19 protein-coding genes are annotated in these 26,988 nt (G+C 44.9%); 7 read left to right on the plus strand and 12 right to left on the minus strand.

What is annotated here, in order from left to right:
* Positions 1-246: 246 nt before the first annotated feature.
* From cobA to nirB, 4 genes are all read right to left on the minus strand, one after another.
* Positions 247-1,017, minus strand: coding sequence for a uroporphyrinogen-III C-methyltransferase (cobA, locus tag AAGA51_RS18985; protein WP_102954837.1), 771 nt, complete (start codon positions 1,015-1,017; stop codon positions 247-249).
* Positions 1,018-1,146: 129 nt separating this feature from the next.
* On the minus strand, positions 1,147-1,992 hold the full coding sequence (locus tag AAGA51_RS18990; RefSeq protein WP_042482916.1) for a formate/nitrite transporter family protein: 846 nt from the start codon (positions 1,990-1,992) through the stop codon (positions 1,147-1,149).
* Positions 1,993-2,126: 134 nt separating this feature from the next.
* Positions 2,127-2,450 (minus strand): nitrite reductase small subunit NirD, encoded by a 324-nt coding sequence (gene nirD, locus AAGA51_RS18995; RefSeq protein ID WP_042482913.1) that lies wholly within the window; start codon positions 2,448-2,450, stop codon positions 2,127-2,129.
* A 13-nt stretch (positions 2,451-2,463) separates the two neighbouring features.
* The gene (gene nirB / locus AAGA51_RS19000; protein WP_042482910.1) at positions 2,464-5,028 is read right to left on the minus strand and encodes a nitrite reductase large subunit NirB; all 2,565 of its coding nucleotides are present in this window, start codon (positions 5,026-5,028) and stop codon (positions 2,464-2,466) included.
* Between the two features lie 321 nt (positions 5,029-5,349).
* On the opposite strand from nirB, the gene ylqF reads away from it, so the two are divergent.
* On the plus strand, positions 5,350-6,294 hold the full coding sequence (gene ylqF, locus AAGA51_RS19005) for a ribosome biogenesis GTPase YlqF (protein WP_042482908.1): 945 nt from the start codon (positions 5,350-5,352) through the stop codon (positions 6,292-6,294).
* A gap of 86 nt (positions 6,295-6,380) precedes the next feature.
* Here ylqF and AAGA51_RS19010 read toward each other — a convergent pair whose 3' ends face one another.
* Entirely contained in the window at positions 6,381-7,367 is a 987-nt protein-coding gene (locus tag AAGA51_RS19010; RefSeq protein WP_042482905.1) for a CobW family GTP-binding protein, read from the minus strand.
* A gap of 604 nt (positions 7,368-7,971) precedes the next feature.
* On the opposite strand from AAGA51_RS19010, the gene clcA reads away from it, so the two are divergent.
* Both clcA and AAGA51_RS19020 read left to right on the plus strand, forming a co-directional pair.
* Positions 7,972-9,369, plus strand: a complete 1,398-nt coding sequence (gene clcA, locus AAGA51_RS19015; RefSeq protein WP_042482902.1) for a H(+)/Cl(-) exchange transporter ClcA — start codon at positions 7,972-7,974, stop codon at positions 9,367-9,369.
* A 203-nt stretch (positions 9,370-9,572) separates the two neighbouring features.
* Positions 9,573-10,538 (plus strand): TDT family transporter, encoded by a 966-nt coding sequence (locus tag AAGA51_RS19020; protein ID WP_042482899.1) that lies wholly within the window; start codon positions 9,573-9,575, stop codon positions 10,536-10,538.
* Here AAGA51_RS19020 and AAGA51_RS19025 read toward each other — a convergent pair.
* Positions 10,535-11,497 carry a sensor domain-containing diguanylate cyclase gene (locus AAGA51_RS19025; RefSeq protein ID WP_042483399.1) on the minus strand — a complete coding sequence of 321 codons (963 nt, stop codon included), beginning with the start codon at positions 11,495-11,497 and terminating at the stop codon, positions 10,535-10,537. The genes AAGA51_RS19020 and AAGA51_RS19025 overlap by 4 nt on opposite strands.
* Positions 11,498-11,733: 236 nt before the next feature.
* Between AAGA51_RS19025 and AAGA51_RS19030 the strand changes: the two genes are divergently transcribed.
* On the plus strand, positions 11,734-13,329 hold the full coding sequence (locus AAGA51_RS19030; RefSeq protein WP_042482896.1) for a DEAD/DEAH box helicase: 1,596 nt from the start codon (positions 11,734-11,736) through the stop codon (positions 13,327-13,329).
* A 125-nt stretch (positions 13,330-13,454) separates the two neighbouring features.
* Here AAGA51_RS19030 and AAGA51_RS19035 read toward each other — a convergent pair whose 3' ends face one another.
* The 6 genes from AAGA51_RS19035 to cra form a co-directional block, all read right to left on the minus strand.
* On the minus strand, positions 13,455-13,895 hold the full coding sequence (locus AAGA51_RS19035) for a universal stress protein (RefSeq protein WP_042482894.1): 441 nt from the start codon (positions 13,893-13,895) through the stop codon (positions 13,455-13,457).
* A gap of 111 nt (positions 13,896-14,006) precedes the next feature.
* Positions 14,007-14,420 carry an alternative ribosome rescue aminoacyl-tRNA hydrolase ArfB gene (gene arfB / locus AAGA51_RS19040; RefSeq protein WP_042482891.1) on the minus strand — a complete coding sequence of 138 codons (414 nt, stop codon included), beginning with the start codon at positions 14,418-14,420 and terminating at the stop codon, positions 14,007-14,009.
* A gap of 71 nt (positions 14,421-14,491) precedes the next feature.
* Positions 14,492-16,996, minus strand: a complete 2,505-nt coding sequence (locus AAGA51_RS19045; RefSeq protein ID WP_042482888.1) for a bifunctional diguanylate cyclase/phosphodiesterase — start codon at positions 16,994-16,996, stop codon at positions 14,492-14,494.
* 189 nt (positions 16,997-17,185) lie between these two features.
* Positions 17,186-20,227, minus strand: coding sequence for an AAA family ATPase (locus AAGA51_RS19050; RefSeq protein ID WP_042482885.1), 3,042 nt, complete (start codon positions 20,225-20,227; stop codon positions 17,186-17,188).
* 1 nt (position 20,228) lies between these two features.
* On the minus strand, positions 20,229-21,365 hold the full coding sequence (locus AAGA51_RS19055; protein WP_042482884.1) for an exonuclease SbcCD subunit D: 1,137 nt from the start codon (positions 21,363-21,365) through the stop codon (positions 20,229-20,231).
* A 177-nt stretch (positions 21,366-21,542) separates the two neighbouring features.
* Positions 21,543-22,523, minus strand: coding sequence for a catabolite repressor/activator (cra, locus tag AAGA51_RS19060; protein WP_042482883.1), 981 nt, complete (start codon positions 22,521-22,523; stop codon positions 21,543-21,545).
* A 325-nt stretch (positions 22,524-22,848) separates the two neighbouring features.
* Here cra and fruB point away from each other — a divergent pair, with 325 nt between their 5' ends.
* Genes fruB through fruA form a run of 3 tightly spaced genes read left to right on the plus strand, consistent with a single transcriptional unit; the run spans position 22,849 to position 26,733 of the window.
* Positions 22,849-23,988: a fused PTS fructose transporter subunit IIA/HPr protein gene (gene fruB, locus AAGA51_RS19065; protein WP_042482880.1), complete on the plus strand. Its 1,140-nt coding sequence runs from the start codon at positions 22,849-22,851 to the stop codon at positions 23,986-23,988.
* Positions 23,989-24,013: 25 nt separating this feature from the next.
* On the plus strand, positions 24,014-24,973 hold the full coding sequence (gene pfkB, locus AAGA51_RS19070; protein ID WP_042483396.1) for a 1-phosphofructokinase: 960 nt from the start codon (positions 24,014-24,016) through the stop codon (positions 24,971-24,973).
* A 17-nt stretch (positions 24,974-24,990) separates the two neighbouring features.
* Positions 24,991-26,733, plus strand: a complete 1,743-nt coding sequence (gene fruA, locus AAGA51_RS19075) for a PTS fructose transporter subunit IIBC (protein WP_042482879.1) — start codon at positions 24,991-24,993, stop codon at positions 26,731-26,733.
* Positions 26,734-26,988 lie beyond the last annotated feature (255 nt).

Consider the following 26,988-nt stretch of genomic DNA (forward strand, 5'->3'; position numbering starts at 1 on the left):
AAATTTAGTTAGGAAACAAATCATCAATAGGCGTAAAAAGCTGCAGTAGTGCGCGACGATTTTAGTGCGAAAATAGGTTTTCCTATTTTACGAAATGTGAACTAAATAGACGGGAAATAATGCAGGATGATGGGTATTTGTACCTGTAAGAATTTAAAAAGCTTTCTTACAGGTAAAAGTGAAATTATTAAGCAAAAGTGTCGAGAATATTTAGGCTTCTCTGGATATAAAACATGAAAGGATTATTTATTTGTTAAACCAATCCAATTTATTGTGCAGCTCAGTAACACTACCCACCACAATCAGTGCAGGGCTTTGAGCTTGATCTGCTAACTGTGATAATTGATTAAGTTTGCCCTGAAATACACGTTGTTCAGGTCGTGTACCATTTTCAATAATTGCGCACGAGATCTGAGGGTCTAAACCATGGCTAATTAGGTTATCCATGATGTGACCACTTTGCTTCAAGCCCATGTAGAACACGAGTGTGTTATTTGATTGCGCCAGAGATTGCCACTCAATTTCACGTCCATCTTTTTGCACATGACCAGTAATAAACTGAACACTTTGCGCATGGTCTCTGTGAGTGAGCGGAATGCCTGCATAAGCCGTTGCGCCAGCCGCTGCGGTAATGCCCGGAACCACCTCATAAGCAATGCCATACTCGGCAAGCTCTTCTAACTCTTCACCACCACGACCAAAGATAAACGAGTCACCGCCTTTTAAACGTACAACACGCTTACCTTCTTGCGCTTTCTGCACCAGAATTTGATTGATTTGATCTTGAGGGACACAGTGATAGTCGAGCTTTTTTCCGACGTAGATTAGCTCAGCGCTTTCATCCGCTAACGCTAGAATTTGCTCTGATACCAAACGGTCATACACGACGACTTCCGCCTGTTGTATGACTCGGTACCCTTTCATAGTCAACAAATCAGGGTCACCCGGGCCTGCACCAACAAGAGAGACAAAGCCCGTTTTTAAATCAAGATTGTTTACAGTGATATCAGTGTTCATAGCAACGCCTGCAATTTAAAATTTGGATATAAAAAGGAGTTCTCATGGGGCATTAAGTCACTGCTTTTTATAGCCAAAAACATCTGTATTAAAACGGCTCCATCACTTTAATGACGGAGCCCATAAACCTTATTTGCTTAGTGCTACTTCTGCATTTACTTCAGTTTCTGCACTTAACGCTGGCGCTGTTTTCGCGTGAGTTAGGTATAGAGGAATACAAGTAAATACTAGACCACCAACGATGTTGCCAAGAATGGTTGGGATTAGGTTGAAGTTCAACCAAGTTGCAACGCCGAAATCCGCACCTAGCATCATACCTAGTGGGAATAGGAACATGTTTACTACTGCGTGTTCAAATACCAATGCGAAGAAGATGAAGATTGGTAACCACATTGCTGCGATTTTGCCTGCAACAGAACGAGCGGTCATATTGCCGATGACACCTAGACACACCATTAGGTTACATAGAATGCCGCGAACGAAACAGGTAATCCAACCGTCAGCACCTAGGTTTTCGAAACCCACAGTACGTGCTGTTGCAACAGCAATGAATTTTTGACCAACGGCATTTGGTTCTACACTAAAGTTCATAGTTAAAGAGAGAGCGATCAAACCAGCCACAATCAATGAGCCAACAAGGTTACCGAAACCGACAAGCCCCCAACAACGAAGTACACGACCCCAAGTGATACCCGGACGGTTTTCAAATTTAGCCAGTGGTGCAATACCAAACACACCGGTGACTAGGTCATAACCCATTAAGCTCAGAATACAGAAGCCTACAGGGAACACGAGTGCGCCGACAACGCCCATGCCTGTTTGAACTATAGTCGTAATCGCCACTACTACGGCTAACGACAAAATCACACCAGCCATCATACCGCGCAATACTAGATCACGAGTGCTGGTTTTTACTTTTGCCTCACCAATGTCGATCATGGTTTGGACAAACTCTACAGGTTTTAATGCAGACATGTGGATCTCCTAAAATTTAAAATATAAAAATGTGTAAAACGGAAGATTAAATAGAGAAAGGCTTTCAAACGGATTCGCGACTAAAGCCTTTGCCTATTGAATCTGCCCCTCCCGTTGAGAGGGGCATCAATCAGTTAGGCTGCGATTTCAACTTCGCCTTTGGTGACTCGCGCGTGGTAAGACTTCACGCTAAAACGTTCATCTTCCATGCACATACCTGTCGCCAAGTTGAAGCGCTGCTTTTTCAGTGGGCTTGCTACCCAAAGCTCGCCTTTATGTTCGCAAATCAAACCGCGAGACAGCACGTTCGATTGGTAAAACGGGTCGGTATTGCTGATAGCAAACACTTCTTCCGCATCAGTAGGACGAAACACCGCAACTTGCTCACCGTTCACCAGCGCACAAACGCCAGTACCTGGAATGATGTCGCTGATTTGGCAAATCTTTTCAAATGACATATCTAACCTTCCCTTATGCTTCTGTCGCAGCTACGTGCAAAATGTCGCCTTTCGCTTCAGGATGTTTTTCCGTGAAAGTTGCTGGGCGGTGTTGTGCTCGCTCAGATACAAACACGACGTTTTCATCACGTTTGTCTGAGTTAATGAAATGAGCAAAACGACTCAGTTGTGATTCGTCGTTGATGGTCGCAGTCCATTCACACTCATACTCATCCACTAACTTCGCTAAGTCAGCTTCAAGTTGAGCATTGATGCCTAGCTTGTCTTCAACAATCACTTTACGTAGGTAGTCCACACCGCCTTCCATGTTATCCAACCAAACCGATGTGCGTTGCAGTGGCGCAGCAGTACGGATGTAGAACATCATGAAACGGTCGATGTATTTAAGCAGTGTTTCTTTATCTAAATCGCTTGCTAGAAGGTCCGCATGGCGAGGCTTCATACCCCCGTTACCACACACGTACATGTTCCAGCCAGCGTCTGTTGCGATGATGCCTAAGTCTTTACCTTGAGCTTCTGCACATTCACGCGTACAGCCAGATACGCCAAACTTCATCTTGTGAGGAGTACGAATGCCTTTGTAACGGTTTTCAATCAATGAACCTAAACCAACAGAATCCTGAACACCGTAACGACACCAAGTAGAGCCTACACAAGTCTTCGCCATGCGCAGTGCTTTGGCGTACGCTTGACCGGTTTCAAAACCAGCGTTAATCAGCTTGCGCCAGATTTCAGGTAGGTCATCTTTTTGCGCACCAAACAGACCAATACGTTGCGCACCGGTCACTTTGGTGTATAGCTTATATTCTTCAGCGACCGCAGCCAGAGCGCCTAACGCTTGAGGTGTTACTTCACCGCCCGCCATACGCGGAATAACGGAGTAAGTACCGTCTTTCTGGATATTGCCTAGGAAGTTGTCATTGGTGTCATGCAGTTTCACTAACTGAGGTTTCAGAATATGTTCGCCCCAGCAAGACGCCAAAATAGAGCCTGCCAGCGGTTTACACACTTCACAGCCGTAGCCTTTGCCGTATTTTGCTAATAGCTCATCGAAGGTTTTAATTTCTTCAATACGAATCAAATGGAACAGCTCTTGGCGAGAGTATGCAAAGTGCTCACACACATCACTCTTCACTTCGATACCAGACTTAGCAAGTTCCGCATTCAGAACCGATGTCACTAATGGAACACAACCACCACAGCCTGTACCCGCTCCTGTTACCGCTTTGATATCTGCAAGCGTATGATGACCATCAGCAACCGCTTGTGCGATCTTGCCTTTAGTCACATCAAAACATGAACAGATCACTGCGCTTTCAGGCAGAGCATCGGCACCAAGAGCCGGTTTTTCTGCGCCGGCATGCGCAGGCAGAATCAGTGCGTCTGGATGTTCAGGCAAATCAATTTCATTGAGCATTAACTGAAGAAGATCACCGTAGTCAGAGGTATCTCCCACAAGCACTGCGCCAAGCAGTTTCTTGTTGTCACTCGATACAATCAGACGTTTGTAAACTTCTTGCTCTTCGTTTTGGTAAACGTAGCTCTTACAACCTTCAGTGCGACCATTTGCATCACCGATAGAGCCCACTTTCACGCCAAGCAATTTCAGTTTTGCAGACATGTCTGCACCTTCGAATTTGCTTTCCGTTTTACCAAGCAGGTGATCAACCGCCACAGTTGCCATCTTGTAACCCGGAGCCACAAGACCAAAGAACATTTCATTCCAAGAAGCACATTCACCAATCGCGTAAATGTTCTCATCTGAAGTTTGACAGTGGTCGTTAATCGCTACACCACCACGTGGGGCGATTTCAAGATTCATTTGACGAGCAAGTTTGTCCTGTGGGCGAATCCCCGCAGAGAACACAATGAAGTCGGTTTCTAGCTCTGTACCGTCAGCAAAACGCATCACGTTGCGAGCAGTTGTCCCTTCTGGAACAATCTCAAGGGTGTTTTTGCTGGTGTGAACATTCACGCCCATGCGTTCGATTTTCTGACGTAGCTGATTACCACCAGCCAAATCTAATTGTTCTGCCATCAATTTAGGTGCGAACTCTACTACGTGAGTTTGAACACCCAACGCCTTTAGAGCGCCCGCAGCTTCAAGACCTAGCAAGCCGCCACCGATAACAACACCTGACTTACTTTTCTTCGCGCAAGCTTCGATTGCTTTTAAATCTTCAATTGTGCGGTAAACAAAGCAGTCTTTGCTTTCATGACCTTTAATAGGAGGAACAAATGGGAATGAGCCAGTAGCAAGGATCAGCTTGTCGTATTGAATTTCACGACCTGTGCTTGAATAGACAATGCGGTTTTCACGGTTAACGTTAATCGCACGTTCGCCAAGAAGGATGTTGATGCCGTGCTTTTCATAAAAACCTTCTTTAACTAAAGAAAGCTCATCCGCAGTGTGATGAGAAAAGTACGAGGACAAATGCACACGGTCGTATGCGGCGCGAGGTTCTTCACAGAAAACCGTGATATCCATCTGAGAGACATCGGTTTTCTCGACTAAATCTTCGATGTAACGGTGACCTACCATCCCGTTACCGATAACGACTAGCTTCAACTTGCTCATTGTAATTCCTAAGGGTTAGGTTCTTAACTAAGCGAAGTTTTATTTTTCTGCGTAAATTAATACATGATGTAGGTCAATTGAGTTTTTAAACTACCCTAAAGTGGTATGAGATTTATGAATAAATTGAGTGGAATTTATTCATTAGCAATTGTGTTTTACTAAACGACTACATCTGTACCCAGTCAGACCTTGAATGGTGAGTTGGATACATCGAACAATCTCGCGTACAATACCGCCAATCAAATTAACCAATACTCTTCTGGTTTAGTGCACTTGCTAAGTAAGCTCTAAAACAGATGAAGACTAAGGCAATAAATTCAAATGGTTAACAACAATATTCAGTGGTTTCCTGGGCATATGCATAAAGCGCGCAAGGAGATCGAAGAAGTCATCCCACAAGTTGATGTGATCATCGAGGTGTTGGATGCGCGTATTCCTTTCAGTAGTGAAAACCCGATTATTTCGAAACTTCGCAAAGAAAAGCCTTGTGTAAAAGTGCTGAACAAGCGCGATCTGGCTGATCCTGAAATGACTCAGCTTTGGATTGAGCACTTAGAGAAAGAGCAAGGCGTAAAGGCGATTGCGATTACTACTTCTAACCAGAATGAAGTGATGCAAATCATGGAGTTATGCCGCAAGTTAGCGCCAAACCGCGAAGCTTTGGGCAAGAACGTTCGTACCATGATCATGGGTATTCCAAACGTTGGGAAGTCAACCATTATCAACTGTTTAGCGGGTCGTGCGATTGCTCAGACGGGCAACCAGCCTGCGGTTACTCGCCGTCAGCAACGTATCAACCTACAAAATGGTATTGTGCTTTCCGATACGCCGGGGATCTTATGGCCGAAAGTGGAAAACCCGCACAGTGGTTTCCGTTTAGCGGCAACAGGCGCTATCAAAGATACGGCAATGGAATATGAGGAAGTGGCATTCTATACCGTGGAATACCTCGCAGAGCGTTACCCAGACCTATTGAAAGCACGTTACAACATCGACGAATCACCTGAATCTGACCTTGAGTGGATGGAAGAGATTGGTCGCAAACGTGGGGCGCTGCGTGCGGGTGGTCGTGTTGATTTACACAAAGCGTCTGAGATTCTACTGCATGAATTGCGTCAAGGTATTCTAGGTCAAATTACCCTTGAGCACCCTGAGATGATTACTCAGGAACTGATTGAAGTGGAAATCGAAGAAGCGCGTAAAGCGGAAGAAAAAGCGAAAAACAAAGAAGAACGCCGTAAGCGCTACCTGCGTAACAAGCGTTAATCTTTTCGTTATAGATATAAAATTAAGGGCGACTCATGTCGCCCTTGTCGTATCCACTGTTTAAGACTTCTTCAGCAACTTATAAGTTACTTGGAAATTCCAGCCAGTTTTAACAGAATGCTTTCCAGCTGATCCCATGGCATTAGCTGAGAATCAATCACTTCAAGGCGCGACTCAAAGCCTTCAAGACTCAACTCATTAACGGAAACCACACCATTGGCTGAGTTAAACGCATAGCAGCCACGGTCTGTGTTCACTACCGCTTTTACACGCTCTGCGGTTAAATCGCTGATCATTGAGAAAAGCTCCTCAAAGTTAAAACGGTACTCGGCACCAAATAACCAACCACAACTGTAATAACCCTGCCCTTTGTTCTCTTTACGAGCAAAAGCTTGGTTTGGATTTAACTGAAACTCAGGTTCCATCTCCGCATGGTGATGATGGTGAGATTCAATATGCGACGACGCACCACCGTGGACACGTTCAATATCCAATACTTCAATCGGTAGTTGACCGCGTGTGACCAGTTTATGGAACACTTTTGCTGGCGTTTGGTCCGTTACCCAATCGTTGAATACATCGATATCATGAGCGGTACACTCATCCACCTTGTTGCCAATGATCACATCTGCCGTTTGCAATTGGTCGTTGAAATTTTGGTTGCTGGTGTATTTTTCATTACTCAAGTTTCGCGGATCAACCAGACCAATCGTCGCTTTAAGATTGACATATGGCGTGTATTGGTCAGAAGTTAAAGTGGCAATTACTTGTTTAGGATGTCCAAGCCCTGTTGGTTCAATGATCAAACGGTCAGGTTTCTGGCGTAGCAGCGCATTAATACCCACAGACATAGGCACGCCTGCCGTACAACACATACAACCGCCCGGAACTTCTTTAATCAAAGCCCCTTGTTCAGTCATCATCGCGCCATCAATACCAATTTCACCGAACTCATTGACTAGCACCGCCCACTTTTCGTTTTCAGGCTTGTTCTTTAACAGATTCAATATCGTTGTTGTTTTCCCTACCCCGAGGAAACCCGTGATGATATTGGTTGGGACTTTATTCGTCATCGTCATACTCCTTTTCCAAGGAGTATACATAGGAGGCTAAAAGCTTTCTATATATTCGCTTTCTACAAAGCGATTAGCAGGTAAGCGAGCAAACATAGATTGCCCTATAACCTCAGTACTCAGCAGTTCGGCTGATAGCTGGGAACAGGAAACAAAGAGTATGCAGAATAGCAGAAAGCAGAAAGCAGACAGTATAAAGGCGCACTGCGGGAGCGCGCCTTATTCCTCGTTACTCAATCGTGAGTGTGCGGATTCAGTCATCTGTAGATAGATGTTATAGAATCAAATACGAGGTCAATCGAATAGAATTTTGATTCCTTCCAAATTGTAAGTAAGGCTCTTTTCACATCCTCCGTAAGAAATATCGATAAACGCCTTACGATTTAAATATGGCTCATATCCCTTGAAATACAAGTTTCTCAGCCAATTTTATAAGCAAAATTTTTAGCTAAATCACCTTTTTGAAAAGTGGTAAAAACACATCTGTTTTCATATCAAAGTCATATATGAAAATCTAATTTGCATCTTTGCAGCTATAGTTGATGGTAATGGTAAGTATAATCTGACATTCCTCACATAACGCCAACCATGAGACCCGTTTTAAATGACCAACAGAGAGAAGTTTACGCACAGTCTTCTAGCAAAAGTTCCAAAAGATGCTATCAACCAATTTCTCTCTAAAGATAAAACCCCCATCTCTGTTCTCTTTCTCTCTCTTGCTGTGGGTATATTGGCTGGCATTGTCGGTACTTACTTTGAAAAAGCCGTTCATTTCGTCTCAGAAACCCGTACCGAATGGCTGAAAAGTGAGATTGGTAACCTGCTCCCATTGTGGTTAGCGGCATTTATTATCAGTGCGGCATTGGCGTTTGTGGGTTATTACCTTGTTCACCGTTTTGCACCGGAAGCCGCAGGCTCTGGTATTCCTGAAATTGAAGGTGCCATGGACGGAATACGTCCGGTTCGTTGGTGGCGCGTTATTCCAGTTAAGTTCTTTGGCGGCATGGGTGCATTGGGTTCTGGTATGGTGCTAGGGCGTGAAGGACCAACAGTACAAATGGGCGGTGCTATCGGCCGTATGATTTCAGATGTGTTTCGAGTTAAGAATGAGGACACTCGTCACTCTCTGCTTGCATCCGGTGCAGCAGGTGGTTTGGCAGCGGCTTTTAATGCGCCTCTTGCTGGCATCATGTTTGTCGTAGAGGAAATGCGCCCTCAGTTTCGTTACTCATTGATCTCCATTCGTGCGGTTATTATTTCTGCGGTATCCGCCAATATCGTGTTCCGTATGATTAATGGTCAGGAAGCCGTTATTACCATGCCGGAATATGATGCACCTGAGTTAAAAGCGCTTGGTCTATTTCTTTTTCTGGGTATGTTATTCGGCATTTTCGGCGTGATATTTAACCGACTCATTACGCTGTCTCAGGACATCTTTGTTCGTATTCACAAGAACCAACGTAAACGCTATCTGATCACCGGCTCATTGCTTGGTGGCTTTTTTGGTTTGACCCTGCTTTATGTTCCTGAACTGACGGGTGGTGGTATCAACTTTATTCCAGACGTCACAAATGGCGGCTATAGCGCTACGATATTGCTGCTGTTGTTTATTGGGCGCATCTTTACCACTGTGATCTGTTTTGGCTCGGGTGCTCCGGGCGGTATCTTCGCTCCAATGCTGGCTCTGGGCACACTGTTTGGCTATGCCTTTGGTCTGATCGCAAAAAGCCTATTGCCAGAGCTGGATATCGAACCGGGTATGTTTGCGATTGCGGGAATGGGCGCTCTGTTTTGTGCCACCGTACGAGCGCCGATTACTGGCATCTTGCTGGTTATTGAAATGACGGGCAACTACAACCTGATTCTGCCACTGATCATCACTGGCTTAGGCGCAGTGATATTTGCGCAGATGTTTGGCGGACAACCTATCTACAGTCAACTTCTAAACCGTACGTTGAAGAACGAGAAACTGCGCCAGCAAGATCTGCCACAACAGGAATAAAAAGAGGATTAATATTTAGTCTTCCGCCTAAATGTTATGAATTTGCTGCGTATTTTGTGACAATCGCACACATTATTGTCGTACAGAAAGTGACGAAACTTGTTAATATCGCCACCCTAAAGCGAGTGGTAGCGGTGTTGCCTTAATCTCAGACACCAAAACTGCATAACACCACTGTATGGCGATGGAATGCGGAGTTTTCGTTGAACTGGAAAAGGTTTCTTCAAGTACAAGCTGTTCCCCCTTCTCAAGCAGCCCTTGCATTAGGCATGATTGGCTTAGGTCAAGCGTGGGCGCTGTATCTGCCAACGTTCGGCCTTGCTGTACGCCCTTATCTGGTTACGATGGGCGCCATACTGCTGTTGCCTGTGTTAGCAAGGTATCTAACCAGCTACAAAACCTTTATCGCTGATATTAAACACCCTCTCTCTGGTAGCCTTATGGCACCGATGAGCATGGCACTGCTAATTCTGTGCGATTACCTAGTTGTTATCTCGCCACTGATAGCTTACCCACTGTGGGCCTTAGCGCTTATGCTGCATTTTACAATGATGATATTGTTCTTCGGCTTTCAGCTCATGAATTTCAAGATGTCGAACATCGTACCTAGTTGGTTCTTATATCCGGTGGGAATGATCAGTAGCTCGTTGGCGGGAACACAGTTTGGACACAACGTATTTTCAGAAACACTCGTACAGGTATGTGTCGCTATCTACTTTATTATGTTGCCTGTGGTTTTGTATCGCTTGGTGTTCTTTGGTTCGTTGCCACGCAGGGCAAGACCAACGCTGGCTATTATGGCGGCACCGATTAACTTAACTCTCGCCACCTATCTGGTCAATTTCCCTGACCCAGACCCGATACTAACCGGAGCGTTGGCAGGTATTGCCATCACCATGACGCTGCTGATCTACCTGTGCTATTTACGATTGTTACGTTTGAAGTTTCAGCCTTCAATAGCTGCAGTCACTTTCCCATCCGTGATCAGCGCCATCGCAATGCACAGGCTGACAACTTTCTTTGAGTCAGATTTTCCACACTGGCACTGGCTACACAATTTCGGATTTCTTGAACTCACCATTGCAACCGTATTGGTGGTGTGGGTTTCCGCTGGTTATATCAGAATGTACTGGCCAGAGTTTTTCCCAAACAAGAGCTGTAGCGGCTAATTTTCCTCGGCTTTTATGTACGCCACACCGTTTTTGCCGCTGTGTTTTACTTGGTACATTGCCTTATCCGCGAGTTCATACAGCTCTTCGAACGTGTAATTGGAAGTGGTGAACTCACACACGCCAATACTAAAACCGATCTGAGCCGACCCGTTATCCACTTTCATCGGTTCACTGACATTCGTCAGCAACTGATCGATATAACGGCTGATCACTTCTCTCGGATGGTCCACGCACAGCACGACAAATTCGTCACCGCCTAAGCGCGCAATAATCGACTCGCTCGGGGCGTACTGATTGAGCCATTCTGCGACCTTTATCAGCACTGAGTCACCCGCTTTATGACCCGAGTGATCATTCACTGTTTTGAAATTATCAAGGTCGATAAATATAAGAGAGGCGGGTTGGTCCAATAAGCCACGACAAATTTCATCGCATTTTTCAACCAACACCTTGCGGTTAAGCAAATTAGTAAGTGGATCTAACGTTGCTAATCTCGACAGTTCGAGTTCATATCGCTTTTCTTTAGTGATATCGATGTGAGTACCCATCATTCGTAGCGGTTTACCATCTTGATCGTATTCGACAATCCGGCCCCGATCAGATACCCAACTCGTACTGCCGTCATTGTGGATCATGCGATGAATCACCTGATAAGTGTCTACTTTGCCATTGATGTGATCTTCGAATGCACCCACTGCCAAATCATAATCATCGGGATGAAGCCGGCTTTTCCAGATCTCAACGGTCGCTTCCAGCTCATGAGGCTGAAAGCCCAGCATTTTGCCCCACTCCATATTAAATATGGTGAGTTTGCCAGTGGGTAAATGATTTTCCCACAAACACAAACCGTTACCATCGAGTGCGACATTAAGCTTTTCTTCCAAGCGCTGGTTATCACGTGTCAGTTTTTCAACCTGCTGTTCTAGCTGATTAATTCGCTTTAGATATTCGTCCATCAACTTCAGTACTTGTAGTGCGCCTAACATTTGAGAGCTAATAGTTTAGCACTATATCAATAGGCTTAAATTATAATTCCCTTGCAAAACGCAACTTCAATCCATCAATCAAAAGCGCCGAAAAGAAATTATCTATTGCTACTATGGGGCGAAAGCCTCAGAATGTCGCACTTTTCGCCATCAATAATCATTTATCTGTGGTGAGTATTAATTAAGTACAATATTGAGAATTAAATATGGGTTTTACCTCGTTAGGTCTATCTGCTCCAATCCTTAAAGCTATTGAAGAAAAAGGATATACCACTCCTTCACCGATTCAGATACAGGCGATTCCAGCTGTATTAGAAGGAAAAGATGTAATGGCAGCGGCACAGACTGGTACAGGTAAAACTGCTGGCTTTACTCTGCCTATTTTAGAGCTTCTATCACGCGGTCCAAAAGTTCGTGGCAATCAGGTTCGTGCTCTGGTCCTCACTCCAACCCGTGAGCTTGCCGCTCAGGTTGAAGACAACGTCAACACCTATGGCAGTCACCTACCTCTGACAAGTGCTGTAGTTTTTGGTGGTGTGAAGATTAACCCGCAAATGCTGCGTTTACGTAAAGGCGCGGACGTGCTGGTAGCCACACCGGGCCGTCTGTTGGATCTATACAACCAAAATGCCGTTAAGTTTGACCAACTGGAAGTTCTGGTTCTTGATGAAGCAGACCGCATGCTCGATATGGGCTTCATTCGTGACATCCGTAAGATCCTTGATTTGTTACCGAAGAAACGCCAGAACCTGCTGTTCTCAGCAACGTTTTCTGACGAAATTCGTTCCTTAGCCAAAACAATGGTCAACAACCCAGTTGAGATATCAGTAAGCCCAGCGAACTCAACAGCAAGAACTGTAGAGCAATGCATTTATCCAGCGGATGTGAAAAAGAAAGCACCGATGCTGGTGAAGCTGATCAAAGATGGTAACTGGCAGCAAGTGTTGGTTTTCACCAAAACTAAACACGGTGCAAACAAGCTTTCAGCGTTTCTGAATGAGGAAGGTATCAGCTCAGCACCGATTCATGGCAACAAGAGCCAAGGCGCTCGAACCAAAGCGTTGGCCGATTTTAAATCTGGCGAAGTTCGCGTACTCGTTGCAACGGATATTGCGGCTCGAGGTATTGATATCCCTCAGCTACCGCAAGTGGTGAACTTTGAACTGCCTAAAGTCGCTGAAGATTATGTGCACCGTATTGGTCGTACAGGTCGTGCTGGCGAAGTGGGTAAAGCGATTACTTTGGTTTCAGCGATTGAGGCACCAGAACTTTTTGCTATTGAGCGTCTTATTCAACAAGTGCTTCCACGTATCGAACTGCAAGGATTTGCGCCAAGCAACAAAGTTCCTGAGTCTGTTTTAGATACTCGCCCTATTAAAGCGAAGAAGCCTAAAAAACCGAAACAGCCTAAAATGCATAACGCAGAAGGTAACCAATCGGCTCGAGGGGCTTCCAAAGATGACAAACCTGCGGCTAAAAGCACCTCTAAGCCTAAGCGCCCTAAACCAAGTGGCGAAGGTCATCGTGATGGCAATCAAAATGCTCAGCCAAAAGCAAATGGCGAGAACAAACATCGCAGCAAGAGATTTGGGGACAAACCAAGTTCGGATAACAAGCCAAATGCCAACAAACCGAGTGGCAGCGGTAAACCAAACAAAAATGGTAAACCTAGCTCAAATGGCAAACCTGCTACAAGCGGTAAGCCAAGTGCAAACGGCAAACCAAGCGGAAACAGAAAGCCGAATCGCGGTTCAAACCAAAACCGTAATCAAAACAATAGTAAACCAACTCAATCGGTATAATCTCGAACGCAATAAAAAAGAGTGTGGCCCCAAAAGCCACACTCTTTTTTTATTCCATATCCTTTCTCTTCAATCCGATCTTTCCGTTTTCAACTTACTACTTAAGTTAAGGCTAGCTTAAACCGTTAGGATTCCATGGGCACAACCAAAATATCAATCGGTGACTTGTTAATCAGATCTCGAGAGTAGGAAACCATATTGCTCCAGAAGTCATGATGATGCCCGCAGATAAGCAGGTCGTATTCATGCTGCTCAATAACTTTTTTAAGTTTGCTCCCCAAACTGCCCGTCCCAACCCAGAAATGTTTGATCGGAAAATCAGGAAACTGTTCTTTGGTGTAATTCTGAAACTTGTGGAGAAGATCATTGGCATGCTGATTGAGCGGCTTTTGTGTTGGGTCCTGCTGAATATCAATTAACTGGCTATAAACCTCACCAACCGCACCATCAACATGGATGAATGAGACATCCGCGTTAAAAGTGTTCGCCATTGCGATCGCTTTATTGATCAAAACTTTGTTCTCTTCGGTCAGCTCTAACGCGACCAAAATATGTTGGTATTTCATCACTCTGCCCTCATGCCAATATGACTGTTGAGAGCATAGCCTTTATGCAGAAAAAAGGTGTCACTGAGATCACATGATGAAAAGAACAGTTAATCGTGAAACTTCAAAAGCTTAATAGACCACTTTCCCACGTAAAGATTTGTTCGTGCCATTTCGCTTCTTAGCCTCAACACGGCGGTGTTGCGATGCTTTTGTAGGCTTGGTTGGTCGGCGCTTTTTCACTACCACCATGGCAGCGACAATCATCTCTCGCAGACGATTCAACGCATCTTCTCGGTTTTGCTCTTGAGTTCGATATGTTTGCGCTTTAATGATGATCACCCCTTCCTTGGTGATTCTGCTGTCTGAAAGCGCAAGTAATTTCTCTTTATAGACTTGAGGTAAGGTAGAGCGTTGAACATCAAATCGCAGATGAATCGCACTCGATACTTTATTTACATTCTGCCCGCCACTGCCCATAGCCCGAATGGCTGACAACTCGATTTCCCAGTCCGCCAGTTCTACAGTGTTTGATATTTTAAGCATGAGAATATGTACGAAGGTAAAGAGTGAGGTGCTATTTTAGAGAACTTCCACTGTGAATTCTATGCCTAAGACTAGATCGACTCTGAACCCGACTGAAGCTTAGAACACAAAAGTTCACCGATGGATTCTATTGTCAAAGGCGGTGCGAAATAGTAGCCCTGTACGACATCACAACCATATTCAGCCAGTTCATTGTACTGTTCCATCGTCTCCACCCCTTCAGCGACCACGGTCATTTGACACGATTCACCGATGGCAATAATGGCTTTTACCAAAGTCTTGGTCTGCTCACTAATTAACAACTTCTCAATAAAAGAGCGGTCGATTTTAATTTCTGTAATCGGCAACGTATTGAGATAGCTCATTGAAGAATACCCAGTACCGAAGTCGTCTAACGAGAGACCAAAACCAAAACTCTTCATGCTATTGAGACGTTCGGCAACCGTATCTAAATCCTCCAATAAAACGTTCTCTGTGATTTCCAGAGTCACGCGAGAGATATCAATTCCCACTTCATGAGTAATTCCAACCAAGGTTTCAGGAAAGATTGGTTCCATCAGTTGTTTGGGCGATATGTTGATTGAAACGCACATAGCCTCGGCTCCATTAGGGCTGATCGAGAGAATATCTTCACAAGCTTTACGGAAAACAAAACTACCAAGCTCATGTATCACCCCAATGTCTTCTGCCAATGCAATAAATTTCACTGGCGATATTGGGCCTAGTCGAGCACTGTTCCAACGCGCCAGCGCTTCAACCCCCATGATCTTGCCACTCTCTACGTTAACTTGTGGCTGATAAAGCACTTTGAACTCATCGCCTTTGAGGGCTTTTCGCAGCTCTTCCTCTATCATGTAATCAAGCTGTATTTCTTCATTGATGTCAGAGTTATAAAACATGGCGCTGCCTTTACGCTGTGCTTTTGATTTATACAAAACGACATCCGCCTTACGAATCAAGGCTTCTGGTTCGGTGTCATCACGCGGGAACATCGCCACACCGATACTACAATTGGTAGTCAATACTTTGCCGTCAATGATGAACTTATCTTCAAACACTTTTTGTATCAGCAACACTTTCTCTTGGGCAGCCAAGTCATCCGTCAGATCCGGGAAACAGAAAATAAACTCATCGCCACCAAAACGTGACACGGTATCGTGAGGGCCAAGAATGCTCTCGAATTTTCGGCTGATGGTTTTGAGAAGTTTATCCCCTGAAGAGTGCCCGTGAAGATCATTAATCTTCTTAAAATCATCCACATCCAGCAACATTACAGCCCCGCAACACTGGTTGTGATGAGCGTAATCAATCCCAGTGTGGATAATGCCGTTGAGAAGAAGTCGATTGGGTAAGTCTGTTAAAGAGTCATGCTCCGCCAGATATTTAAGCTTATCTTTGACTTGGTTGAGCTCATTGAAATCTTTAGCTATACGCTCCTGAAAACGATTAAAACGATCACCAATCACTCGCCCAAGTTTCAGTGAAAGCGCAATGATAATTAGCGTGGAAATCAAACTTGCATACAAGATGCGTTTCAATTCGTCATTGTTACTGGCCTCTAGAGCACGAATATTTTCGGCCAGATAAGCTTCAAAACGCTGCACATAAAAGCCAGTGCCGATTGTCCAGTCCCACCCATCAATCATTTTGAGATAGCTAATTTTTTCTCCACCGTTAAGCGCACCGGGCATATATTTGGCCATGTAGTGAGTAAAGCCGGAACGATCTGTATCTTTAGCGCGAATCTCATCTATCTGAACGCCGAGCTCGTCAGAAACGGCAGTGTTAACCATTGCCGCTTCAGGGTGTGAGAGAATTATCCCTTGGTTATCAATCGCAAAGACATAATCGTTGTTGCCATATCGGTAATCACTCAACCAATCTATAACTTGTTCTTGTATATCTGCTTGTACATCAACAATGTACTCCCCCGTCCCGATATACCAGCCATATGGCTCAAAATACTTACCAAAGCCTATTTTTTCGAAATGTTTATCAGGAGCTTCATCTGGCTTGCTGTACCACCAGCGATAAAAAGCTTCACCACCTGAGTTGTTCACTTTGTCAATGTGCTCCTGAACAATCAAGGTACCTTTAACATCTTTGGTTTCCCAGACAGACTGCCCTTCTAACTGTGGGATATAACTGTGCAAGACATTCATGCCTTCACGATCGAAAATAAAGAAGTAGCCACGCCCAGAGTTGAAGCGAATGGGGCGGAGAGCTTCTCTTATCATACGGACAACATCTTCTTTCGGTTTGTCTCTATGCTGCTGATAAATATTAGTTGCTATGTTGTACGCTTCATACACACGGCTTCGCAACTGATCTTCTAGGGTTTTAACGGTGAGGCTCTTTTGTCTTTCGATTTGATTGGAGACTTGCTGAATTTGTTCTTGAACAGCCTGCTTTTGTTGTTCGATAAGGTTTTCGCGAATGAAGTCTATCTTTTCTTCCGATTCAACCCGATTACTTTGAATTAGGATGAGATTAACCACGATAGCAAATAGAGTGATGAACACTGCTGGTGCATATCGAATAATATTCAGCAATTTTCTATCATTTAGTGGAGTCATCGCTGCCTACTTAAGGACGTGGTTACTCATTAAGAATAGTCAATTTTAACTAGTTACAAGTAATGAAAGATCTAAACTGATAATTCGAGCAAGATAGAGAACAGTTTAATGATTTTGAAGATTTTTAGACGCAACAAAAAAAGCGAGCCGTTTATAAAACCGCTCGCTTTAAATATAATTTTCAGATTGTTAAGCAACCAGTTTAATTGAACTGCCCGTTCTTGCAGCTTCGACATCCAGCCTTAAAGAAATTTGTTCTTTGAGCTCACTGACGTGTGAAATAATCCCTATTGTTCTGCCACCCTGCTGTAAATCAATTAAGGTTTGAATCGCCAAATCGAGCGATTCAGGATCAAGACTACCAAAACCTTCATCAATAAACAGAGTATCGAGACGGATACCACCGCTGTACGACTGCACCACATCCGACAAGCCAAGCGCCAGCGAAAGCGCAGCCATAAACGATTCACCACCGGAAAGGGTCGCAACATCGCGCCATTTTCCTGTGTAGCCGTCTTCAACCATCAAATCTAAGCCTGAACCACTGTTACCTTTTGCACGATCTTCTTTACGTTTCAGCAGATAACGACCTTTGCTCATTAATTGCAAACGCTGGGATGCCTGAATCAAGACATCATCCAGCAAAACGCCAAGTACAAAACGATGCAGGCTCACTCTGGCTCCGGTTTTACCCGTAGCAATATCACTTAATGTCCCAAACACCTGATAGGCTTTTTCCAACTCTTCATTCTTCGCATAAAGCGCGCTGAGTTTCTGTTGAACCTGATTAAGGCTATCCATCCGTGAGCGAAGTTGCGTATAGCTTTGCAACGCTTGTTCGACTTGTTGCTGTTTTGCCGTCAACGCTTGTTCTAAAGGCTCTAACTCAGGTTGCTGTTTGTCTTTCAACTCACCATTAATCGATTCAAGCTGAGTTTTCAGTGATGCCCCTTTATCTTCGTATTGGCGAATTGACGATTCCAGTTCAGCTATCGCCGCTTCTGCCAGTTTGGCGCTTAAATAGGCGTCTTGGTTTTCAAACGAACTTGCAGACAGCGCTTCTAACCAAGCTTTTTCCGTGTTCTGCTTTTCATCAGACCACTGCTTTTGTAGCGCCAGAGCATCATTTAATGATGATTCAATTGCGGAAAGCTGCTTCTGCGTTTCAGCAAACTGTTGCTGCATTTGCTGCTCGGCTTTTTGCAGCTCTTCGATCTGCTTTTTAACTGCTACATATTGGGCTCTTACCTGCTCAACATTATCGAAACCAGATGAAACACCTTCGAATAGTGAAGCCACTTCCGTTTCTAAAACCGTCATTGCATGTTTGCTGTCCGCTGTGCCTGCAATAGACTTTTCAAGATTAGCCTTGGTTTGTAAATGACGACCTTCCAGAGCTTCCAACTGAGCTTTCAATGCTTGAGGCTGCATTGATGCCAGAGTTTGAATCTCTTTCTCTAACGTTTCTTTGCTTTGCCCAAGCGCAGCGAGTTCGGCTATCGATTGCTCTGAAATTTTCGCTAACAATTGGTTCAGTTCACGTTCAATTTGACCAAGATTTGATACCGCAGACTGATGATTTTTCAGCGCTTCGAGCTCGATTGACGCGCACAACTGCTGCGCATCTCGGGCAACTTTCACTTCCGCACGCGTAACCACGTCACCGGTAAAACTTGCTAACTGAGGATGTTCCAAACTGCCACAGACAGGACAAGCATCACCCTCGCTTAACGACTTCGCCAATTCAGCCGCTTGGTTGGTGTGCCAAATCATTTCCAGTCTATCAGCATCCTTCTTAGCATTAGCGGTGGCGGTTTGTGCTTCAACATATCTTCTCTCCGCCTGAACCACAGCTTGCTTAAGTTTGCTTTGTTGTTCAGTTAGCTGCTCGCTGCTTTGACGAACTTTGATCTGTTCAACCACATTCGCGAGCGACAAGCGCTTTGCATCTAGACTCGATACTGCATGAGTAGTTTGTTCGTATTCCGCTCGTTTGCTTTGAATTTCTGTATCCAGCTCTTTCAGCTGTTTCTCAAACGACTCTTCTTCCGCTTTCGCTTTGACGAAGGCTTGCTTAGCCGTCTCAAGCGCTTTTTGCTTGTCATCAAGTATGCGGTATTTTTTACCGATTTCTTCGAGCTGATAAAGCTGTTGTGACAACTCAGGAACCACTTGCACGTTCTTAACCGCTTGCTGCCACAAAGATTCCTCTTGTTCAACTTTGGCTTTAGTTTGCACTACCAGCTGTTGTTTCTCGGTAACGCTTTTTTCTGCCTGTTCAAATTGCTTCGTTGCACTAATCCATTGGTTAAACGGCAAATCGAGCGTAAGCGCCTGCCTTGCTTTGGTTCTTTTCTGGCGCAGTTGTTCAATATTCGGCAACTCAGATTGATGCTCGGTTACCGCTTTCTCAATCTCAGCCTTTTGTACAAATTTCTGTTTCAGCTCCTGAGCTGAGTTGCGTTGTTTCTTCGCTTCATCCAGTTGCTGTTGCAGTGATTGATAGTTCTGTTCGCTTTGCTTTAGTTCAGGTTGAAGTTTTTCCTGTTCTTCTTTCAACTCTTCTTCCGAAGCCACAGACACTACATTCAGCGCACCTTTGATCTGGTTATCGAACTCATCTTTTTCTTTGCGAATTCCCGCTGCTTTTTCAAACAGAGCGCGTTCTATCTGAGTATAAATTTGCGTTTGAAACAACTGACCAAAGATTTGTTCACGCTCTTTTGAATTAGCCACTAAAAGCTCACGAAACTTACCTTGCGGAATCACCATCACCTGACGGAACTGCTTCACATCTAGGCCGATTAAATCCACCATCGCTTTTGCAACAGGATTCGGACGGTTTGCCAGTAGCTTATGTTCACCGCCTACGATTTCGACCAAGGTAGCGGAGTGAGCTTTCTTGGTTGTGCCCTCGCCCCGCTTTTTCGGTGTTTCCTGATCTGGGCTACGAGTCACAAGGTACACTCGACCTGCTAGTTCAAACTCAAACTCAATTTCCGTTACAAGTTCGGCGTCTGCATAATCACAGCGCATCTGATCGCCGGTGCGTTCGCTGCCAGTGGTTTCACCATAAAGCGCAAAACAGATCGCATCTAAGATTGAGCTTTTGCCTGCCCCTGTAGGACCATTTATCAGAAACAGCGGAGATGCACCAAGGCTAGTGAAATCCACCACCTCTTTGCCAGCAAAAGGACCAAATGCTTGAATCGATAATCTTAATGGACGCATTCTATTCCCCTTGCTTCAATGACTGGATAACAGCGCTAACAGCTTGCTCTTGAGCTTCTGTTAATGCTTCCTGCTTGGCTTCTAAGAAGAAGTCTTTAAACATCTCCATTTCTCCGCGAGCGAGACGAGCTTTGCCCATTTCCTGATCGACACCAATCAACATACCCGGCTTTTCAAGGTGCAATACATTTGGGTAGACCTTACGCAGTTTTTCCATTGGGTCGAGAATCGCATGCTTGTCTTGCAGACGCACCAGCAGGTAGTCATGGCTATTCGGGTCCGTTCGGCCTTGCTCTAAAATCTGGTCTAACTCGCCTTCAACAATTCGCATGTTATGAGGCGCATTGAGTGGAATTTGGTTGGCAGAGACAAAACCTTCTTTATTAATCTCAACCAAAGTCATCGCTTTCTTGTGGTGCTGCTCACTGAAGCTGTACTTCATCAGTGAACCGGAATAACGAATATAGTCAGTGCCTTTCATTTGCGGCTGATGCAAATGACCAAGAGCCACATAATCAAAGGCTAAAAAGTGTTCGTGACTGACTCTGTCCGAACCACCGATGGAGAGTGGTCGTTCTGATTCAGACTCAATAGCGCCATCAACAAAACAGTGGCTGATCAATACGTTTTTCTGAGAAGGTTTAAACTGCTCGGCAATTAATCCGCAAAGATGCTGATGCGCTTCGTCATGAGTGCTAACCGCAGTTTGATAGTAGTGACGTACCAGCTCAGGATCGTTATAAGGCATACCGTAAAAAGCGACTTCACCGGCTTGTTCACTAATAAGAACTACTGGCTCAAGCATATGTTCGAAGTCTGCAATGATGTGCAAACCGGATTGCTTCATCTGTTTCGCCGCAAAGCCTAATCGCTTTGCTCCGTCATGGTTGCCCGGTATGACAAGCATAGGAACGCCAAGCTCTCCACAAATTTTGGTGACGACGTCATCCAGCAACTCAATTGCATGTGTTGGAGGAACGGAGCGATCATACACATCACCGGCGAGGACTAAGGCATCAACCGAGTTGTGTTTTATGTAATCAACGATTTGAGATAATACGTGCCTTTGATCTTCAAGTAGCGACACGTTATGAAACTGACGGCCTAAGTGCCAATCTGAGGTGTGAAGAAACTTCATGCCTTTCCTGTGCAACGAACACTTTTTAAAATAGTTGCCGAATATGATACCCGTTTTGCGAGCAAATGCGACGCTGAAAAGGCAAAGAGTGAGTGATGATGCAGGAATGATTACCCTTTGTATTTCATCAACGAAATCAAAGGGCAATCAGGATCGAGATTTAATTGAGCGCTTATCTTACGCTCTGACTTTCAAACGACGTGGAACCAACTCAACACCGGATTGATAGCGTTTTGCTGAAGCATTTAGCGCAAGCGCCAACGCACTGTCGGCAATCACTTCAAACTGTTGCGGTAGCGAATTGATTTTCACCGGAAGAAAATCCAATAAGCGGTTGTCACCAAACGTTGCTAAACGAATTTTTTTCAGCAAGTCAGGATGCTCCATCAACACATCTAATATGCCTTCCAGCAGAGTATAAGAGGTCGTCACTATCGCATCAGGCAAGCGCTCTTTCTTTACCCATTGTTCAAACACTCTGCGCCCTTCTTCACGGTTAAAGTGTTCGCCATAACCCAGCATAAATTCGCGCTGGTTTGATTTAACAGCAGACTCAAAACCAAGCTGACGCTCCTGAGAAATGTTCAGCTCGGGTAACGCACCAATTAAACCGACAGTTTTTACATTGTCTGTCAAAAGCGAAGATGTTAAGTCGTAAGCGGCACCGTAATCTTCACTGATCACACAGGCGAAGTATTCGTCATCCAACGGACGGTCAATCGCAATAACTGGCGTACCCATGTTTTGCATTTTTAAGTAGTAGTCACTGGCGTTTGGAATTGAACTTGCCACAAAAAGAGCATCTATTCGTCTTGATACCAAAGCCTCTGCTGCACTGATTTCAGTTTCAGGATCATCATCAGAACAAGCTATCAAAATCTGGTAGCCCGCTTGACGAGAGTTTTGCTCAATCAGTTTTGCCAGTCTTGCGTAACTGGTGTTCTCTAGATCCGGAATAATCAAACCGAATGAGCGGCTGTTACCCGCTCGCAAAGAGGATGCCGCGTGGTCAGGGCGGTAATTGTATTCATTAACCACAGCCATCACTTTTTGCTGTGTCTTTTCACTAATGCGGTACTTCTGGGCTTTTCCATTGATCACATAGCTTGCAGTCGTTTTCGAAACTCCAGCTAATTTTGCGATTTCATCTAGTGTCATATCAACTGCTCTATTTATGTGCGGCGGATCATAGAAACAATTTTTTGATCCTCATTGGTGTTGAATTATACGCTGAATCGATTCAGTATAAAAGCTGAAAGGATTCAGCAAAGTTGGGAATTGATAACGGTGTCAATGTTTACGGTAAAATTCTCAACAATCGGTAGATGCACCACCCGATTGTAAAGAAAGTATCTTGGCAACTTTGCTGAATTTTTTTGGACCAAATGCTGAATCGTTTCAGCCAAGGTTAAGCAAAAGTTACTACAATAAAAAAGAATTAAAAAATCATCCTGTCTAACTACGACAGAAGAAGGGGCAAACAATGCTGCAATTAACCACTCAAAATATCCAACTTAGTCAAGCTCACGCTAACAAGTTGGACGCAATTCGCGCTATCGCTGCCGACCTCACCCAGAAAGGTTTAGTCGACAATGGCTACGTTGAAGGCATGTTAAACCGTGAAGCTCAGAACTCTACGTTCCTGGGTAACGGTATTGCGATTCCTCACGGTACAACTGACACACGCGATTTAGTGAAACAAACCGGTGTTGCTGTTCACCACTTCCCTAACGGTGTGAACTGGGGCGACGACAATACGGTTTATGTTGCTATCGGTATCGCTGCGAAGTCAGATGAACACTTGGGTATTCTAAAACAGTTAACCAAAGTGCTTTCTGCTGACGGCGTGGAAGAAAAACTGAAAAATGCAAAATCTGCAAATGACATCATTGCTCTGCTAAATGGTGAAGTTCAGTTCGAAGCCGATTTCGACGCTTCACTGATTCAACTTCTTTTCCCTGCAAGTGACATGGTGCAAATGAGCGCTGTGGCTGGCGGTTTGTTAAAAAATAGCGGCTGTGCAGACTCTGAGTTCGTTGCTGACCTAGTGACTAAGAAACCAACTCACCTTGGTAAAGGTCTATGGGTTGTGAGCAGTGACAAAGCCGTAAAACGCACAGGTATGTCTTTCGTTTCTACTGCCAATCTTTGTGAATGTGACGGTTTACCAGTTAAAGCACTTGTCGCGTTCGCTGCATGCAATAGCGCACATGAAAATATGCTGAAAATACTGTCGCAAAAAGTCTTTGCTGGCGAACAAGACGTGTTCTTGAAAGCAAACTCTGAGCAACTACTGGCTCTTTTTAGCAACGATGCGGAAGAAGAAAAGGCAACAGAAGCGACTGGCGACAATGTTGCTGTATTTAAGATTAAGAACTCACACGGCCTTCATGCTCGTCCGGGCGCGATGCTGGTTGCTGAAGCGAAGAAATTCGAATCTGCAATCAAAGTGTCTAACTTAGACGGTGACGGCAAAGTTGTTAATGCTAAGAGCTTAATGAAAGTGATTGCTCTGGGTGTTAAACACGGTCACCAACTTCAGTTCACTGCTGAAGGTCCAGATGCAGCTAAAGCGCTGGAGTCTATCGGTGCTGCTATTAACGCTGGCCTAGGTGAAGGTTAAGGGGCGACTTATGCTAAATAACGCCATGACAACGAAAGTCGTCACCATCACCCTAAACCCAGCGCTGGATCTTACTGGTAGCTTGGACACGCTCAACGTGGGCACTGTGAGCCTTGTTAAGCAAGGTTCACTACACGCAGCAGGTAAAGGGGTGAACGTAGCGAAAGTGCTGAGTGACCTTGGTGCAGACGTTACTGTGACTGGCTTTCTAGGCAAAGACAATCAAGAGATGTTCTGTCAGCTGTTTGAAGAGATGGGTGCACATGACGAATTCATCCGCATTCAGGGCTCAACTCGTATCAACGTTAAACTCGTTGAAGCGAGCGGTGAAGTCAGCGACATCAACTTCCCAGGCATAAACGTAACCAACGAAGATATCGCAGCTTTCGAAGCGACTCTACTTCGACTTGCGCAAGACCATGATTATTTCGTTCTTGCCGGCAGTCTGCCTACCGGTGTTTCTCCAAGCTTATGTGCGTCTTGGATTGAAAAACTGCACTCACTAGGCAAGCGCGTTCTGTTCGATAGCAGTCGTGATGCTTTGGCAGCAGGCTTGAACGCTCACCCTTGGCTGATTAAACCAAACGATGAAGAGCTGTCTCAGTTTGTTGGTCGTGAGTTGGTGACTCCTGAAGAGTGCCGTACAGCGGCGGCTGAACTTGCAGAAAAAGGTATTGAAAACATTGTTGTCTCAATGGGAGCCAACGGAACCATGTGGCTAAACCAAGGCCAATGGCTTCATGCAAAACCACCACGTATGAGCGTTGTCAGCACTGTTGGTGCAGGAGACACTCTCGTTGCCGGTCTTTGCTGGGGTCATATGCAAAATATGGACAAAGAATCTTTAATCACATTCGCTACAGCATTATCTGCCCTTGCAGTTACGCAGGTAGGTGTGGGTGTGACTTCAGAAACTCAACTAATCACCCTACAAAAAGAAATCCAATTACAACCAGTTGGTACTTTTGAAGTATCTAACAAATAAGGACAGAAGGTCGTACTATGAATATTGCTATTATCACTGCATGCCCTAGCGGCGTTGCAAACAGCATTATTGCTGCAGGACTGCTTGAACAAGCCGCAAAATCACTAAACTGGACTTCCGTTGTGGAATGTCACTCTTCTGTGATTGAAGGCTACAAGCTTACCGATTCAGACATCAACAACGCTGAAGTCGTTATTATCGCAGCCAATACACCTGTTGATACTACTCGCTTTGTTGGTAAAAAAGTCTACCAAAGTGATATCTCTGCATGCACAAGTAACCCAACGGCTTACTTAAAAACAGCGGTTGAGCAAGCGTCTGAGCTTAGCGCAAGCGCTGCAACAACTTACCAAGCACCTGCAGCTCCTGCAGCAAGCGCGAAGAAGATTGTTGCTATCACTGCATGCCCTACTGGTGTTGCACACACTTTCATGGCTGCTGAAGCGTTGGAAGAGACTGGTTCTCGTCTTGGCCACAAAGTCAAAGTAGAAACACGCGGTTCTGTTGGTGCGAAAAACCAACTGACTGCTCAAGAGATTGCTGAAGCTGATCTTGTTATCATTGCTGCAGACATCGACGTTCCGCTTGACCGCTTCAACGGCAAAAAACTTTACAAAACCAGTACGGGTCTTGCGCTGAAGAAAACAGAACAAGAGATCAATAACGCATTCGAAAAAGCAACGGTTTACACCCAAGCTGAAGCTTCAAAAAGTGCTGAAAGCACTGGTGAGAAGAAAGGTGTGTACAAACACTTAATGACAGGTGTTTCTCACATGCTACCAGTGGTAGTAGCGGGTGGTTTGATCATCGCACTGTCTTTCGTATTCGGTATCGAAGCGTTTAAAGAAGAAGGTACTCTAGCAGCGGCATTGATGACTATCGGTGGTGGTTCAGCATTTGCACTTATGATCCCTGTTCTTGCTGGTTTCATCGCGTTTTCAATTGCTGACCGTCCTGGACTTGCACCGGGCTTGATTGGCGGTATATTAGCAAGCTCTACTGGCGCAGGTTTCCTAGGTGGTATCGCTGCTGGTTTCATCGCGGGTTACTCTGCGAAGTTCATTGCTGATAAAGTTTCTCTTCCTCAGTCAATGGAAGCATTGAAACCGATTCTTATCATTCCATTTATTGCTAGCTTAGTAACTGGGTTGGTTATGATCTACATCGTTGGTGGACCAGTATCGGGCATCATGACTGCGATGACGACGTTCCTTAACGACATGGGTTCAGCTAACGCAGTACTGCTTGGTATTATTCTTGGCGCAATGATGTGTTTCGACCTTGGTGGCCCTGTCAACAAAGCGGCTTACACATTTGGTGTTGGTCTGTTGGCTTCACAAACTTACGCACCAATGGCAGCTATCATGGCAGCTGGTATGGTTCCGGCTCTAGGTATGGGTTTAGCGACTTTCCTTGCTAAAAACAAATTTGAACCTAGCGAGCGGGAAGCAGGTAAAGCATCATTCGTACTTGGCCTATGTTTCATCTCTGAAGGTGCTATCCCATTCGCAGCGAAAGACCCAATGCGTGTTATCCCAGCATGTATGGCAGGTGGCGCGTTAACTGGCGCTCTATCAATGCTGTTCGGTGCAAAACTGATGGCTCCACACGGCGGTTTATTCGTACTAGCAATTCCTGGTGCTATTACTCCTGTGTTTATGTACCTAGTAGCAATCGCAGCGGGTACAGCAGTAACTGGCTTTGGCTACGCATTTTTCAAAGCTCGTGCTACTGACAAATCTGCGGTAACTGCTTCTTAAGTTAAGCGAAAACTAGAAGCTAAGCTCTAAGCTTAGCTTCTTATAAGTATCCAAGTCTTTGCCCCCCGAAGGCTGTTGCCAGTGACATTGTTCACTGGCTTTTTTATTTTGGCCAATGATACAAATGCCAAAGAACACAAAGTTCGGCATACTTGGCTACTATATGACGTGACTGTTTTCCCCTACGCTTCCCTTACCCTAGCCAACTAACTCAACGCACAGTCCTTTCACTAATGACATCTAACCTGATTAACA

It is taken from the genome of Vibrio diazotrophicus (assembly GCF_038452265.1).
Taxonomy (GTDB): Bacteria; Pseudomonadota; Gammaproteobacteria; order Enterobacterales; family Vibrionaceae; genus Vibrio; species Vibrio diazotrophicus.

Excerpts from the sequence above, each read along its gene's own strand:
- cobA (WP_102954837.1), bottom strand. The coding sequence starts at position 1,017 with ATGAACACTGATATCACTGTAAACAATCTTGATTTAAAAACGGGCTTT.
- AAGA51_RS18990 (WP_042482916.1), bottom strand. The coding sequence starts at position 1,992 with ATGTCTGCATTAAAACCTGTAGAGTTTGTCCAAACCATGATCGACATT.
- nirD (WP_042482913.1), bottom strand. The coding sequence starts at position 2,450 with ATGTCATTTGAAAAGATTTGCCAAATCAGCGACATCATTCCAGGTACT.
- nirB (WP_042482910.1), bottom strand. The coding sequence starts at position 5,028 with ATGAGCAAGTTGAAGCTAGTCGTTATCGGTAACGGGATGGTAGGTCAC.
- ylqF (WP_042482908.1), top strand. The coding sequence starts at position 5,350 with ATGGTTAACAACAATATTCAGTGGTTTCCTGGGCATATGCATAAAGCG.
- AAGA51_RS19010 (WP_042482905.1), bottom strand. The coding sequence starts at position 7,367 with ATGACGAATAAAGTCCCAACCAATATCATCACGGGTTTCCTCGGGGTA.
- clcA (WP_042482902.1), top strand. The coding sequence starts at position 7,972 with ATGACCAACAGAGAGAAGTTTACGCACAGTCTTCTAGCAAAAGTTCCA.
- AAGA51_RS19025 (WP_042483399.1), bottom strand. The coding sequence starts at position 11,497 with ATGGACGAATATCTAAAGCGAATTAATCAGCTAGAACAGCAGGTTGAA.
- AAGA51_RS19030 (WP_042482896.1), top strand. The coding sequence starts at position 11,734 with ATGGGTTTTACCTCGTTAGGTCTATCTGCTCCAATCCTTAAAGCTATT.
- AAGA51_RS19035 (WP_042482894.1), bottom strand. The coding sequence starts at position 13,895 with ATGAAATACCAACATATTTTGGTCGCGTTAGAGCTGACCGAAGAGAAC.
- arfB (WP_042482891.1), bottom strand. The coding sequence starts at position 14,420 with ATGCTTAAAATATCAAACACTGTAGAACTGGCGGACTGGGAAATCGAG.
- AAGA51_RS19045 (WP_042482888.1), bottom strand. The coding sequence starts at position 16,996 with ATGACTCCACTAAATGATAGAAAATTGCTGAATATTATTCGATATGCA.
- AAGA51_RS19050 (WP_042482885.1), bottom strand. The coding sequence starts at position 20,227 with ATGCGTCCATTAAGATTATCGATTCAAGCATTTGGTCCTTTTGCTGGC.
- AAGA51_RS19055 (WP_042482884.1), bottom strand. The coding sequence starts at position 21,365 with ATGAAGTTTCTTCACACCTCAGATTGGCACTTAGGCCGTCAGTTTCAT.
- cra (WP_042482883.1), bottom strand. The coding sequence starts at position 22,523 with ATGACACTAGATGAAATCGCAAAATTAGCTGGAGTTTCGAAAACGACT.
- fruB (WP_042482880.1), top strand. The coding sequence starts at position 22,849 with ATGCTGCAATTAACCACTCAAAATATCCAACTTAGTCAAGCTCACGCT.
- pfkB (WP_042483396.1), top strand. The coding sequence starts at position 24,014 with ATGACAACGAAAGTCGTCACCATCACCCTAAACCCAGCGCTGGATCTT.
- fruA (WP_042482879.1), top strand. The coding sequence starts at position 24,991 with ATGAATATTGCTATTATCACTGCATGCCCTAGCGGCGTTGCAAACAGC.